The 13,897-nt window shown below is 36.4% G+C and carries 14 protein-coding genes; 4 read left to right on the top strand and 10 right to left on the bottom strand.

Translation table 11 applies throughout. The features are described from left to right. Positions 1 to 10 precede the first annotated feature (10 nt). From ACWPWS_RS14880 to ACWPWS_RS14895, 4 genes are all read left to right on the top strand, one after another. Entirely contained in the window at positions 11 to 1,732 is a 1,722-nt protein-coding gene (locus ACWPWS_RS14880) for a PspC domain-containing protein (RefSeq protein ID WP_454047037.1), read from the top strand. A 315-nt stretch (positions 1,733 to 2,047) separates the two neighbouring features. Next, the gene (locus ACWPWS_RS14885) at positions 2,048 to 2,635 is read left to right on the top strand and encodes a 1-acyl-sn-glycerol-3-phosphate acyltransferase (protein WP_309512575.1); all 588 of its coding nucleotides are present in this window, start codon (positions 2,048 to 2,050) and stop codon (positions 2,633 to 2,635) included. 34 nt (positions 2,636 to 2,669) lie between these two features. Beyond that, a complete protein-coding gene (locus tag ACWPWS_RS14890) occupies positions 2,670 to 3,098 on the top strand; it encodes a PaaI family thioesterase (protein ID WP_209788365.1) in 429 nt (142 codons plus the stop codon). Positions 3,099 to 3,256: 158 nt separating this feature from the next. Beyond that, positions 3,257 to 4,225 carry a chorismate-binding protein gene (locus ACWPWS_RS14895; RefSeq protein WP_454047038.1) on the top strand — a complete coding sequence of 323 codons (969 nt, stop codon included), beginning with the start codon at positions 3,257 to 3,259 and terminating at the stop codon, positions 4,223 to 4,225. A 797-nt stretch (positions 4,226 to 5,022) separates the two neighbouring features. On the opposite strand, the gene ACWPWS_RS14900 is transcribed toward ACWPWS_RS14895, so the two are convergent. From ACWPWS_RS14900 to ACWPWS_RS14945, 10 genes are all read right to left on the bottom strand, one after another. Continuing rightward, entirely contained in the window at positions 5,023 to 5,223 is a 201-nt protein-coding gene (locus ACWPWS_RS14900; RefSeq protein ID WP_047434073.1) for a hypothetical protein, read from the bottom strand. 5 nt (positions 5,224 to 5,228) lie between these two features. After that, entirely contained in the window at positions 5,229 to 5,831 is a 603-nt protein-coding gene (locus ACWPWS_RS14905; protein ID WP_209788359.1) for a MarC family protein, read from the bottom strand. A 44-nt stretch (positions 5,832 to 5,875) separates the two neighbouring features. Continuing rightward, on the bottom strand, positions 5,876 to 7,591 hold the full coding sequence (locus tag ACWPWS_RS14910; RefSeq protein WP_454047039.1) for a BatD family protein: 1,716 nt from the start codon (positions 7,589 to 7,591) through the stop codon (positions 5,876 to 5,878). A gap of 23 nt (positions 7,592 to 7,614) precedes the next feature. Next, positions 7,615 to 8,358, bottom strand: coding sequence for a tetratricopeptide repeat protein (locus ACWPWS_RS14915; protein WP_209788353.1), 744 nt, complete (start codon positions 8,356 to 8,358; stop codon positions 7,615 to 7,617). A 99-nt stretch (positions 8,359 to 8,457) separates the two neighbouring features. Continuing rightward, positions 8,458 to 9,465, bottom strand: a complete 1,008-nt coding sequence (locus tag ACWPWS_RS14920; RefSeq protein WP_309512578.1) for a vWA domain-containing protein — start codon at positions 9,463 to 9,465, stop codon at positions 8,458 to 8,460. Next, complete coding sequence (locus ACWPWS_RS14925; protein WP_209788345.1) at positions 9,465 to 10,457, bottom strand: VWA domain-containing protein; 993 nt, start codon at positions 10,455 to 10,457, stop codon at positions 9,465 to 9,467. The genes ACWPWS_RS14920 and ACWPWS_RS14925 overlap by 1 nt, the downstream gene beginning before the upstream one ends. Beyond that, complete coding sequence (locus ACWPWS_RS14930) at positions 10,450 to 11,346, bottom strand: BatD family protein (RefSeq protein WP_105681794.1); 897 nt, start codon at positions 11,344 to 11,346, stop codon at positions 10,450 to 10,452. The genes ACWPWS_RS14925 and ACWPWS_RS14930 overlap by 8 nt, the downstream gene beginning before the upstream one ends. Positions 11,347 to 11,403: 57 nt before the next feature. Further along, the gene (locus ACWPWS_RS14935) at positions 11,404 to 12,267 is read right to left on the bottom strand and encodes a DUF58 domain-containing protein (RefSeq protein WP_454047040.1); all 864 of its coding nucleotides are present in this window, start codon (positions 12,265 to 12,267) and stop codon (positions 11,404 to 11,406) included. A 60-nt stretch (positions 12,268 to 12,327) separates the two neighbouring features. Then, entirely contained in the window at positions 12,328 to 12,786 is a 459-nt protein-coding gene (locus ACWPWS_RS14940; protein ID WP_454047041.1) for an N-acetyltransferase family protein, read from the bottom strand. Beyond that, the gene (locus ACWPWS_RS14945; RefSeq protein ID WP_209788338.1) at positions 12,786 to 13,790 is read right to left on the bottom strand and encodes an AAA family ATPase; all 1,005 of its coding nucleotides are present in this window, start codon (positions 13,788 to 13,790) and stop codon (positions 12,786 to 12,788) included. Before ACWPWS_RS14945 ends, ACWPWS_RS14940 begins: the two co-directional genes overlap by 1 nt. Between the last annotated feature and the right edge of the window lie 107 nt (positions 13,791 to 13,897).

Consider the following 13,897-nt stretch of genomic DNA (forward strand, 5'->3'; position numbering starts at 1 on the left):
AAACAAAGCTATGAACAAGACACTCTCAATAGGACTCGCAGGTTTTTCTTTTACCATAGAAGAACACGCATATATAAAGCTCAGCGATTACCTGAATGCACTGAGAAGCTCACTTGAAGCTTCAGAAGCAGATGAGGTAATGCATGACATAGAAATAAGAATGGTGGAGATTTTCAAAGATTCTTTAGGAAAACGTGAAGTGATCAACGATACCGATGTAGAAAAGGTAATCGCACAGATCGGAAGCCCTGAAAAAATCGAAGAACAGGAAGAGGCTTATTTTTCTGAAAAAACATCTACCAGAAAAAATAATTCAGGAACCGGTTATACCGATAAAAAACAATTGTTCCGTGATCCGGAAAAACAAAAAGTAGCAGGGGTTTGTGCAGGTTTAGCTCAATATGTAGGAATGGATATTACTACCATGAGAGCAATCTGGCTGGGAATCTTCGTATTAGGGATTTTCACTGCAGCAATTTCCTCTTCATTAATAGGTCTTTTATATGTAATCCTTTGGATTGTACTTCCAAAAGCTGAAACCGCAGCAGATTTCCTGAAAATGCAGGGAAAGCCTATGAACTTCGACAATCTTAAGAATGAGTCTAATAAATTGGTACAATTTGCCAATGAATCTACTCAGAGGGTCGGAGAAATCTATACAGAAAACAAACCTTATATCAACAATGCAAGCAGCGGAATCTGGAATGTATTCAAGTATATCGTAGGAGGATTCTTTGTATTAATGGCTGTAGGAAGTATTATTGGAGTATTTGTATTATTCGGACTTTTCGGAATGGATACAGATTTCCCCGGAGCTAATGAAATCAGATTCTACATGGATGACCAGGGACTTGATAAAGTACTGGCTGCGATGATGGTGATCGGAAGCTTAATTCCGGCAATCCTTTTCAGCTTATTAAGCATCAAGATCTTCTCTCCGAAAACAAAACTGAGAAATATCGGATGGGTTGTAGGTGGTTTATTCCTTCTTTTGATCGGACTTGGAACTTACTTCGGAATCAGCATGGCTAAAAAAGACATGATTTACAAAGGAAACAAGGAAGATGTAGAAAACGTAGCCATCAACACTACTTCAGATACAGTGTATGTAGATGTAAAACAAATCAACATTCCTCAGAATTTCAAAGGTTACAACAATGATATTTATTCTGATAAAAGAACAGTTTATGAAGAAGATTATATTTCTGTAGATGTAACCAGAAAACCGGATATCAAAACACCTTATCTGATCATTAAAAAAGAAGGAAAAGGCTATAATTTCCCAATCCAGCTGACTGTTCCTGTAGAAGTGGTAAATAACAAAATATTACTTCCCAATTACATCAAATATCCATATGAACACAGATTCAGAGATTACAGCCTTAATTATGAACTTGTAGTTCCGCAAAAAGCAGTAGTTATCTCTATGAATAAAGACCGTATCCACATGGATGGAGATTTAGACGGAGACGGTATCAATGATGAAGATCAGGACCAGGATGAAGACAACAACAATGTAAGAATTGAAAAAAATAAAATCACGGTAAACGGTTCCAGTATTGAGTACAACTCTGATGATAAGGACAGTATCATCGTAAATGGAAAAAAGGTTCCGAACAACCAGGCAAAGAAAGTTATTGATTCTGCAGTGTCCAATATCAAAAAATCAAATAAAGATATGGACATCAAAATCAAAGACGGAAAAAACGAAATTTCCATACAAACTAAATAATTAACTTCAGAGAGTGGTAGAAGGTGTGAGTGGATGGCAACCGTTTGAAATTCACACCCTTCTTCTCTCAGAAAAGTAAAAATAAAGCTCTATTTAGTTTCTTATGTGAAAAAAAAGGTTTAATTTCGTAAAGCTAAAATTTAATAACCAATCAACCAAAAACACAGCTTCATCATGATACAATTTGCAATGGAATTCGTAATGAAAATCGTAGATTTAATTAGCGGTTTGTTTTAAGAGCAATAATATTTCAATATATTTGTAAAGTATAACCAAAGTTTGGTTATACTTTTTTGTTTTTAATTCAAGAAATCTATGAAAAAGCTGTTAGGCAAAGCAATGTTAAAAGTATTAGGTTGGAAAGTCGTTCTACAGGGCGATGTAAACAATCTCAACAGGTGTATCCTTGTGGTAGCACCGCATACTCATAATATGGAATACATTTTAGGAAATTTCGCCTATTGGTCTTTGGAAAAACCTCTGAAAATTATCATTAAAGATGCACACACCAAGGCCTGGTATGGAAGTATCGTAAAAGGACTTGGAGGTATTGGTATAGACAGAAGCCAGAAAAATGATCTTGTAAACTTCGTAGCCAACCAGTTTTCCAAAGAAGATTTCAGCCTTGTTATTACTCCGGAAGGAACCAGAAGCTGGGTTCCGAAATGGAGAAAAGGATTCTATCATATGGCTTTGGCTGCAAAAGTTCCTATTGTACTGGCAGCAGGTGATTTTAAAAGAAACATTGTTTACCTGGGCTACACCATTCCTTACGAAAGGATAGCATCAGTACCTTTTTCAGAAATTATGCAGGAAATTCAGGACTATTACGTGAAAAACGATATTGTTCCTAAAGTTCCGGAAAACTGGAATCCCAATATTATGGGAACCGAACAGAGTTAGAGGCAAGAGGCAAAATTAATTATCAATTATAAAAATGAAAGGTCAGACAAAAGAAGAAATATTAGCATTCATCAATAACTGGGGAGACGTAACTCTTGCCAAGACACTTGAAATAAAATTCATCGATATTGATCTCGAAAATGAAACCCTTACCGCAACAATGCCTGTTCTTCCAAGAACTCACCAGCCGTTTGGAATCATGCATGGAGGAGCGAGCTGTGTTTTAGCTGAGACTTTGGGTTCAAGCCTGTCTAATATTTTTATCGATGGCGAAAAATATTACGGAGTGGGAACCAATATCAATTCTAACCATTTAAGAAGTAAAAAAGAGGGCATTGTAACGGCTACAGCACGTTTTATCAGAAAAGGCAAAACGATGCATGTTTCTGAAATTGAAATCCGTGATGAAAAGGGTGTTTTGATCAACCATACAACCATGACAAATAATATTATTCACAGATAAGTTGTAACAACATATAAAAAATAAAGAGCTTAAAATAAATTTAAGCTCTTTTTATTTTGACATCTTTAAGACTAATAATACCTTTGCAGAAAGGAAAATCAACCTGGGAATTTCCTGTATTATTTCCCGCTGATGATTTTCAAAATCCTTCATAACTCATGATTTATTTCAAACTTCCTTTCGATGAAAGACTTCTGTCTGCTGATGAAAAAAGCTCAAAAAATGCAGTCAGCTTTTTTTCCTATAATGGCTTAGATCAAATTAGCTTCAGCGGAGATATTTTTGAAATTAACTCTGTAGAATTTTCCCATACTTCAATTACAAATGAAGACCTAACCAATGATTCTACAAATTCTCCTGCCGAAACTAAAGAAGAATACTGCAAAACACTACAGGAAGTGATTGAGGTGATTAAAGATCATAATCTGCCAAAGCTTGTTTACTCCAGAAGAAAGATCTTTACAGACTTTACACTCATCAATTATAAAGAGAGCTTTAAAAATCTATGTGAATCCTATCCCAATGCTTTCAGGTACTTGTTTAATGACGGACAAAATGCCTGGATGGGTGCTTTCTCTGAAGTATTAGGAAAGTTTAATAAAACGACTCACCAGTTTGAAACCATGGCTCTTGCCGGAACTCTTCCTGTATCTGAGGAATGGTCTGAAAAAGAAATTGAAGAACAGAAGCCGGTTACGACTTACATTCAGGATATCCTTAAAAACTATTCGGATACGGTACAACAATCGGAAACTTATGACCATATTTCCGGTAATATCAAACATTTACGAACCGATTTTAAAACCAGTATAAAACCAGAAGATCTGGACAGCATTATTCAGGATTTGCACCCTACTCCCGCTGTCTGTGGGATTCCAAAAGATTTTTGTAACGAAAATATCCGTAAATACGAAAAATTTCCCCGTGAATTCTATGCCGGTTATATAAAAGTTGAAACAGAAGATAGTATTTTATACTTTGTCAATCTGCGCTGTGCCAGACTTTATAAAGATACTGTACATGTTTTTGTAGGAGGAGGAATAACAGCTCAAAGTGACCCGGAAAAAGAATGGAGAGAAACAGAACTGAAGTCTGAAGCCATATTGAAAAACCTGGTTATTTCTTAAAAGATATTGTTTTATATGTGAGAATTTCCCAACACATTTCACAGATTTTGAGAAGTGTTTACGCTCATTTTTCTTTGCTCAGTGGCAACGCCTTTGCGAACCGGTTTTTAAAGCCATTTATCATCTTTCTGCAAGCTTTGCTCAATAATGTAGGTTTTTTGGCTAAAGCCTATTGAATTTTATCCTCTATTTAAACGGGCTAAAGCCTGCTCCTACTGAATTAATCAGATCAATTATTTATGTAATATGTGGATTGATGCTGTAAGACTTGCACAGATAGTTGTATCTATTTTCTTTGCTGAGTGCAACGCCTTTGCGAACGATTTTAAAGCCATTTATCATCTTTCTGCAAGCTTTGCTCAATAATGTAGGTTTTAGCTAAAGCCTATGAATTTTATACTCTATTTAAACGGGCTAAAGCCCGCTCCTACTGAATTAATCAGATCATTATTTATGTAATATATGGATTGATGCTGTTAGACTTGCACAGATAGTTGTATCTATTTTCTTTGCTGAGTGCAACGCCTTTGCGAACGATTTTAAAGCTATGAATATAAACTTTGTGAGCTTTGCGGTGTATTCATAAGTTTTGGCTAAAGCCAATTGATCTCTTATCTTTTTTGGCTAAAGCCCTTCCCTATTGAATAAGAAAAGTAAATATGGATATTGATAGCAAATCTATTCCCTAAATCCTAATTCCTAATTCCTATTCCCTGCTACCTAACACCTCTTACCTAACAAAAAACAAAAACCTCCTTCAAAAAGAAAGAGGCTATATCTATAATGAAATATTCAATTTATTTCTTTACACCGATTCTGCTCCAGGTATCCATAACAAAAAGCAGGATAAGGCCTATTGCTGCAGCTCCGGCTGAGAATGCGAACCTAATGTTATCTTCATCTCCTAGAATATCAGTTGCCTGCCAGTTGATAGCATAAAGATTGATGGTGATGAATACAATAAACAGTACTAAAAATACTTTATAAAACTTCTTCATGACTCTTAAAAATTAATATAATTCTGCACCAGTTGAGCAAAATTTGCGGTGAATAATTTAATTGAAATTGCCAAAAGGATAATTCCGAAAACTTTCTGAAGGATCATCAAAGTAGCATCCCCAATTTTCTTCTCCAGCCATTTCGCTGATTTCAGCACCAAATATACGAAAATTGTATTAAGAATAATTCCGCAAATAATATTAATATCATGAAATTCAGCTCTAAGAGACAGGGCAGTTGTTAAGGTTCCAGCTCCGGCAACCAGCGGAAATGCGATGGGTACAATAGATGCAGCCTTTGCCTCGGTGGTTTTATTGATTTCAATTCCCAAAATCATTTCCAGGGCTATGACAAAAATCACAAAAGCTCCGGCAATGGCGAAGGAATTTACATCAACACCAATAAGTTTTAGAATCTTATTTCCTACGAACAGGAAAACAATCATAATAGCTCCCGCAGTAACGGCTGCCTTTCCGGCTTCAATCTGTCCAAACTTCTGCTGAAGGCTTACTATAATAGGAACTGAGCCGATGATATCGATAACGGCAAAAAGAACCATAAAGCTGGTAACGATCTCTTTAAAAGAGAAACCATCAAAAATTTCCATCTCTTTGTAATTAATAATTTCGCAAAAATATGAAAATAAACTGATTATTTGCTAATTTGTGAATATAAATTAACAATTGTTTTCAAAAGTTCTTCAAGAGCTTCAGCAGATTTCACAGGATGGTATTTTTCGATCTGAACTTTCTGCTGCAGTTTGCTGTATTCTTCTGCAACTGAAACGCCTTTGTGCTTTTCAAGAAAAGTCTTAAACTCGGAAGCAGAGCCTTGGAAATACTGACTTCTTACTTCTTCATCCAATTCTTCCAGCGTTACAAAGAACTTTTCATACTCACCATTATCTTTAAGGTTTTCCAGATATCCGAAATAATCATTCACATCCGTTTTCATCAATTCTCTGATCTCTTTTTCTGTTTCAGCCACTGAACCTAAAGGTTTTGACGGTACAGTTTCCCTAACTAATGTACGTTTTTTTTGCCAATTTTTAAATAGCATATACGCTACAAATAAGCTTATCAGAATAGCAATATTGATGAGAAGAATATTCCAGTGGAATTTACTTTTTTCTTTTACTTTAAATGAAGTTGTTTTTAACACCGGAGTATTTACGGTCTCCAGAAGGTTATTGGTGTATTCATTTACCTTTTCTACAGTAGAACGGGCCTCCATAATCTGATCGTGGGAGAATGCATTCAGATCCAGCGTTTTCTGTCCAAGATCTACATATTCTTTGCTGGCAGGATCAAAGAAAGCGAATTGTTCTGTTTTAATGGAAATGGCACCTGATTTTTTAGGGATAATCACATAATTAGCCAGAATTTCCCCTTTCATTCCTGCAGTTCCCGGAGCAACGTTAGAGGTAATCTTCGGAGCAAAAATTTCATAATCCGGAGAAGCGGCAATTTTAGGAAGTTCCATATCCGACAAGTTACCTTCTCCTGAAACTTTTACTACCACATTCAGAGGCTTTTTAGCTTCCGGTTTTTCTTTGGAAGCGTTATATACATTTACATTAAAGTTTCCAACAGCGTTTTTAAAGCATTCAGGAGCTCCCTCAGGAAGCTTTCTTACGTTAATTTTTACTTTATTGGAAACAATTTTAGTTTTATTGGAATAAGTACTTACAGAGGCAGATACTCCGGGAACTTCCACATAGCCTGCTTCATTCGGGAATACCATAAACATGGCCAGTACCTGTGAAGGCATGTTTGCATATCCGGACGGATCAATCTCAGACTTATCAAAATTGATAGGATGCACATTGATATTATCCTGCTGCGGAAGATGGATATTTTTCACCTTTCTCAGGTTATCCATATTTCTAGAATACACTCTCAGAACAGCTACTGTGGGCTGATCCTGATACACATCCCTGTCCTCAATCTCCATGTTCAGAAAAACATCATTGGAGGTATTGGCAGCCAGTGATCTTTTGTCAACAATATCGCGGATGCTGACATCAAAAGGTTCTGTTTTGTAGATTCTGTTGTTTACGGTAACAAGAACAGATCCGATTTTTATTTTCCCTTTTTTCTTGGGCTCAAGGGCAATTCTGGAAACTTTTTGTGTTATTAAAGTATTGGTAGCCGGATCAATAACAGTATTGGTAACGGATCCGCTTCCTATGATATTAAATTTTGAAAGATCCGGAAGCTGAAAACCTGTCTGCTGTACGAGATCACTTCCGTTAAGTTCAAGAACAATGGTCAGATTGATAATATCCTTACCGGCATATTCAGATTTATCTGCATCCATAGAAAGATTTACCTGTCCGTAAGTAATTACGGATGCTAGAGTAAGCAATATGTAAATCAATTTTTGCTGCATCACCAATCTTTCTCGTTGCTTTCAGGCATCGAATAAGAATTTTTGTTTAAAATTCTTCTGGCGGTTTCTTTTTCTTTTTCGTTGATTTTATCTAAGATCGCATTTTCAAGATTCTTTGGCATTCTGCCTTCATTATTTTGATTCTGCTTAGGATTGTCACCCTGGTCACTTTTACCTTCGTTTTGTGGGCCGTTACCCTGATCCTGTTTTTTGTCTTTGTCGCCTTTCTGATCATCACCTTTGTTCTGATCATCTCCGCCGCCGCCTTTTCCTGAATTATTTTGTTCTTTTTTTTGCTGTTGTTTTTCTTTCTCTTTCAGTTTGGCAATCTCATAGTTCTTTCTGGTTACCTCACTGTAAGGATCCTGTTTCAGGGCTTTTTTATAATAGTCAGCAGCTTTTTCCGGCTGGTTCATCTGCATATAAGCATTCCCTAAATTATGAAGGGCTGCAGCCTTATCAGGAAGTGTTTGTGAAAGTTTTTCCGCTTTTTCAAATTCGGCCTTTGCATCTTCGTATTTTTTACTTTTATACAATGCATTCCCCATATTATAGTGAGCGGTAAAATCTTTATCATTGGATTTCATCGCTTCCATGTATTTTGAGGAGGCTCCATCATAATCTTTACCGTCAAATTTCTGATTGCCTTCATACACTAAATTCTTATAGCTTTCCTGCCCAAACAGGAAGCCTGAGAACGAGATGGCAACAATAAACGATAAAAATATGATTTTAGTATTCATCACTTGCAAAATTATTCCTTTATATGTTAAGAAACAGAGTTTTATTTGTTAAAATTCGGTTAAAGTACTTGTAGAATTTCTTCTATAAATAAGGGAAACCTACACATTAAAATCTTTTTTAGGATTAAAAATATAAATTAAAAAGAAAAACAGAATAGATACCGCAAGGAAATATTGATAATAATGATTGGCATTCTGTGATTTCACCAAGGTTTCAGCCCCTGCAGACTTTTTATTGACAGCATCTACAATTCTGTCCGGAGCTTCATTGATATTATTGCCATCAATATAAGTTCCGTCCGTAGATCCGGCCATTTTCTTTAAAGCTTCCGTCTGTCTCTTTGAAATCACTGTTCCTCCGTTTACATCAGTCTTGTAGCCCATCAGCTGTCCAAAAACATACTCCGGAACCGGAGCGCCTTCATCCGTACCTACTCCTACAGAAGTAATGCTTATTCCTTCTTTATTAGCTAATCTGATGGCAGCATTATCATTTCCTTCATTATCTTCTCCATCACTCAGAAGAATTACTTTTCTGGATCCTTTGCTTACATTTTTAAATTTTTCAGCAGCAGCCTGCATTGCTTTCAGAAAATCCGTTCCCTGAATTTGCATAGAGCTTGTTTCAATACCGCTGATATAGGTTTCTGCAGAATTATAATCCGTTGTCAGAGGCATGATAGACATTGCATTTCCGGCAAAAATAACAATCCCAACCTTGTCATTATTCATTTTCTTCATGGTGGCCAGCATCAGATTCTTAGCTTCTGTAAGACGGCTTGGATCTATATCTTCGGCATTCATAGAATTGGATACATCCAGCATAAAGATCACATTATTCAGTTTCTGGGTGCTCTTCACCTCTTCTGAACCGTTCAGCAGGTCGATGATAGAGAATATCAGAAATAAGGTTCCCAATAAATATAGTGCAGGGAAAAACTTTGTAAATCCTGATCTTTTTTCAAATAAGTTTTCGTGAAACTGGCTGGCAGCAAAAATTTCTCTTTTCTGGCTTCTCCATTTTAAAAAACGGATCAAAAAAGAAGCTAACAGCGGCAGAAGCAACAGTAAAAATAAATACCAATAATTTCCTAAAGACCAACTCATCAGCTTAAAATTTTATAAAACACCCATCTCAACAGTGCGTCCAACAACAACATTCCTAAAGCAATCCACAGGAATATCTTAAAATATTCTTCATAATTGTACAGCTTGGAAACTTTCACATCAGACTTTTCCAGTTGATTAATCTCATCATATACTTCTTCAAGACTGCTGTTTGAGGTAGCTCTGAAATACTTTCCTCCCGTAGTCTGTGCAATTTCTCTTAAGGTATTTTCATCAATGGCAACCTCTGTTTCAGTAAAGATAAGGTCTCCAAAGATGTCCTGTGATGTTGGCATCAGAGCATAACCATTGGTTCCTATTCCGATTGAATATACCTTTATATTATTATTTTTTGCCAATTCTGCGGCTAACTGTGGAGGAATTGCATTCTGAATATTGCTCACTCCATCTGTCATCAGGATCACTACTTTACTTTTGGCTTTACTTTTAATCAAATGATTCACTGCAACGGAAAGTCCTTCCCCGATTGCTGTTCCCGGTTCAAGACCTGCAGAATTAAGGTTTTTAATTTCATCTATAACAACCTGATGGTCTGAAGTAACCGGAACTTTAGTAAAGGCTTCTGCAGCATATGCTACTACACCTATCCTGTCATTAGGACGTTTCTGGACAAATTTTACAGCAATATCTTTCAACGCTGTAATTCTGTCCGGACTAAGATCCTTGGCGAGCATACTTAAAGAAACATCAATAGATAACATTATATCCACTCCCTTTGTATCATCTCTGTCCTGTGAAACCGTGAATGTTCTCGGTCTGGCCATGGCAATGATCAAGGCTGAAAGAATGATATACTTTGAAATTTTCAGTAAAAAAAGTACACCCTGAATCCCTCCGCTGTGATCCATATTTTTTATGGTAGGAACTTTTATACCTTTTCTTTTGCCTCTCCCTGCATCTTTAATAAAAAGTGGGATAAACAATAGAAAAAGCAATAAGAACCACGGACTGTAAAACTCAAAATTAAACATCCTTTCTTAAATTTTCGAATTCTAAATCTTTGGATGATCTTTTCACAAAATCCCTGATATTGGCAAAATCTCTTTCCATTGTTTCCTGATCAGGGAATGTTTTGGCAAATTTTACCAGATCTCCCCTAAGGAATACATCCTCTACTATTTTTTCGTTATCCTGCGAGATGGTATTATTTTTTTTCATAACATCAATAAGATCATCAGTAAGAAGTACATCTGCCGGAAGGTGGTATTGTTTCGTAATGAAGGTTCTGGAAATATCGATCAGTTCCACATAAAACGAGCGGAAATTTCCTCCTTCAATATATTTTTTCTTTTTAAGAGAGTCCAGCTCTTTCAACGTCTGATTGGTCGCTACTACTGGAGAATTTTTTGATTTTCTACCCCATTTTACGAACATAATAATGGCAATAACCAGTGCGATACCGGCCAATGCTGCAAGGATATAAAACTTATAAAGTTCCCAATAATCTTTCGCTTCAAGTTTCACCTGCTTATTATTCATGATATCATTAATCTGATCTGCTTTTTGAGCTGTATTAATGACATCTATTTCGTAAGGAATTGTTTTAAGGATTTTATCTCCCACTTTGAATTCCAGTTCCGGAATGGTAAATTTTCCTTCCTCAAAAACTGCAAATTCTATCTTTCTCTCATAGGTATTGGCATTCTGCCCTATACTGTCTTTAGTTTCTTCAAAATGAAACGGGAGAAGCTCATTTTTGGGTGCCGAAGTTACCTGCTGTTCATTAAGATTATCAATCTTTATGGTAATATGATTGGTTTCTCCCAGAGCAAGGGTTTTCTTTTCTACGTTAGAGGATAATATCTGTGAAAAAGCATTTGCACAGATCAGAAAAGATAATATTAAAAGTATTTTTCTCAATGTTAAAATAATAAAGGCAAAACGCCTCATGTTTTTTAGTACGAGCAAAGCCCGGTGTTATTTTTTCTGAAAGTAATTATACAATAATTTTGAATAATCTGAGCCGGTATTGATATTCATAAAACTGGCAGAGCTGTTGGTAAAATCTTCTTCCAGAGTTCTCAACTTTTGTTTTTGCGCTTCCGCAAAGGTATACCGCCACCTTGCGCTGGAAGTATTGGCCCATATTTCTTTTCCGGTTTCCACATCAAGCAGACGGGCATATCCTACGTCAGGAATTTCATTATCCTTTTCATCATAAATCCTCATTCCCAGCAGTTGATGTTTCTTTGAAGCTACTCTCAACATTTTAGAATCATATTCATCTTCAAAATCTGAGAACAGAAAAACCAGCGATTTTCTTTTAAAAATACCCATCATATATTCCATAGCCTTATCTATTTTAGACTCTGCAGGAACATAATCTGCAGTCAGAATATTACTGATAATGGATAGAATGTGTTTTCTTCCTTTTTGAGGAGGGATTACCTTGTATACTTTATCTGCAAACAGGATCAATCCTACCTTATCATTATTGCCGGCTGCCGAAAATCCTAAACTTGCTGCAATTTCGGCTACATATTCTCTTTTCAACTGGACCTTCGTACCATAATCCATGGAAGCGGAAATATCAACGAGAATCATCATCGTCAATTCTCTTTCTTCTTCCATTACTTTTACAAACGGCTCACGGAAACGTGCGGTTTTATTCCAGTCTATTCTTCTGATCTCATCTCCAAACTGATAGGGGCGTACTTCCGAAAAAGTCATTCCCTGCCCTTTGAAGGCACTGTGATATTGCCCCATTAAAGCAGCTTCCGTCTTTTTTCTGGTACGGATTTCAATCTGCTTTACTTTTTTTACAATATCTTTTATCTGCATAGACGAGTTCAAGGTTTAAAATTCAAAGTTTAATGTTGAATGTGAAATATGGTTTTTGGGTTAATCTTTTAACTCAATAGAAACATTCGACCATTCATTATCAAACTTTGTATTGTATTTTTTATAAAAATTGATGGCTGGCTCATTCCAGTTCAATACCTGAAATACCATGCCACTATAGTTATTTGATTTTCCATGCTCCAATGTGGCATCAAATAATTTCTTTCCGATCTGCTTTCCTCTCAACTTTTCCGTTACTACAAGATCTTCAAGATACAGCCTTCTTCCTTTCCATGTCGAATATCTGTCGTAATACAGTGATATTCCAACAATCTCAGCATTATATTCCGCAACAAAAGCTCCCCAAACAGGAGAAGAACCAAAACCATCCTGAATAAATTCATCCAGCGTCACTGTTACTTCATGCAACGCTTTTTCATATTCTGCCAGTTCTTTAATTAGGTCCAGCATGGAAGCACAATCCTCCACAACTGCTTTTCTTATGATCACATCACTCATTATGGCGCCTGTATTTTTGCTAAAATTCTATTGATAATTTCTTCTGTTGAAATCTCTTCTGCTTCTGCTTCAAATGTTAAGCCCATTCTGTGTCTTAATACATCTTTTGCCAGTGCTTTTACATCTTCCGGAATGACAAATGCTCTTCCTTTTAAGAACGCATATGCTCTTGAAGCAATAGCAAGGTTAATGGATGCTCTTGGAGAAGCTCCGAAACTGATATAATTTTTAAGCTCAGAGAGGCCGTAGTTTTCCGGATAACGGGTTGCAAACACCATATCCAGGATATATTTTTCAATTTTTTCATCCAGATAAATCTGGTTGATCAATTCTTTAGCATCTACAATGTCCTGAAGGGAAATCACTGGATTCACCGTGGGCTGATGTGACGTTGAAACCATTCTCATTACCTGTCTTTCGTCTTCAAAAGAAGGATAGTCTATGGTACACTTCAGCATAAAACGATCGCTCTGTGCTTCAGGCAACAGATAAGTTCCTTCCTGATCAATCGGGTTTTGTGTTGCCAATACCAGGAATGGTTTTGGAAGCTTCATGGTTTCATCACCAATCGTCACCTGTTTTTCCTGCATTACTTCCAGAAGGGCTGACTGCACTTTTGCCGGCGCACGGTTGATCTCATCCGCCAATACAAAGTTGGCAAATACAGGTCCTTTTTTTATAGAAAAGTCATTGTCTTTGATATTATAGATCATAGTTCCCACTACGTCTGCAGGAAGTAAATCCGGTGTAAACTGAATCCTTGAAAACTCTCCATGCACAGCATCTGCAAGTGTTTTTATCGCTAAGGTTTTAGCCAGCCCTGGCACCCCTTCCAAAAGAACGTGACCATTTCCCAAAAGTCCTATCAAAAGACGGTCTATCATGTATTCCTGACCAATAATAACCTTGTTGATTTCCTGTCTCAGAAGAGAAAATAAGTAGTTTTTTTCCTTTACTTTTTCCGTCAATTGGCGGATATCTTCAGCTTGATATATCTCTGACATAGCTTCATTTAAAATAAGTGGTAAATTTCTGATAAATACTTGCATTAATCAACACAATAAATGCCATTTTTGAGTTAAAGTTTGTTAAAAATCCGGTGTTGACGAGA

Source organism: Chryseobacterium sp. Marseille-Q8038, from assembly GCF_965111995.1.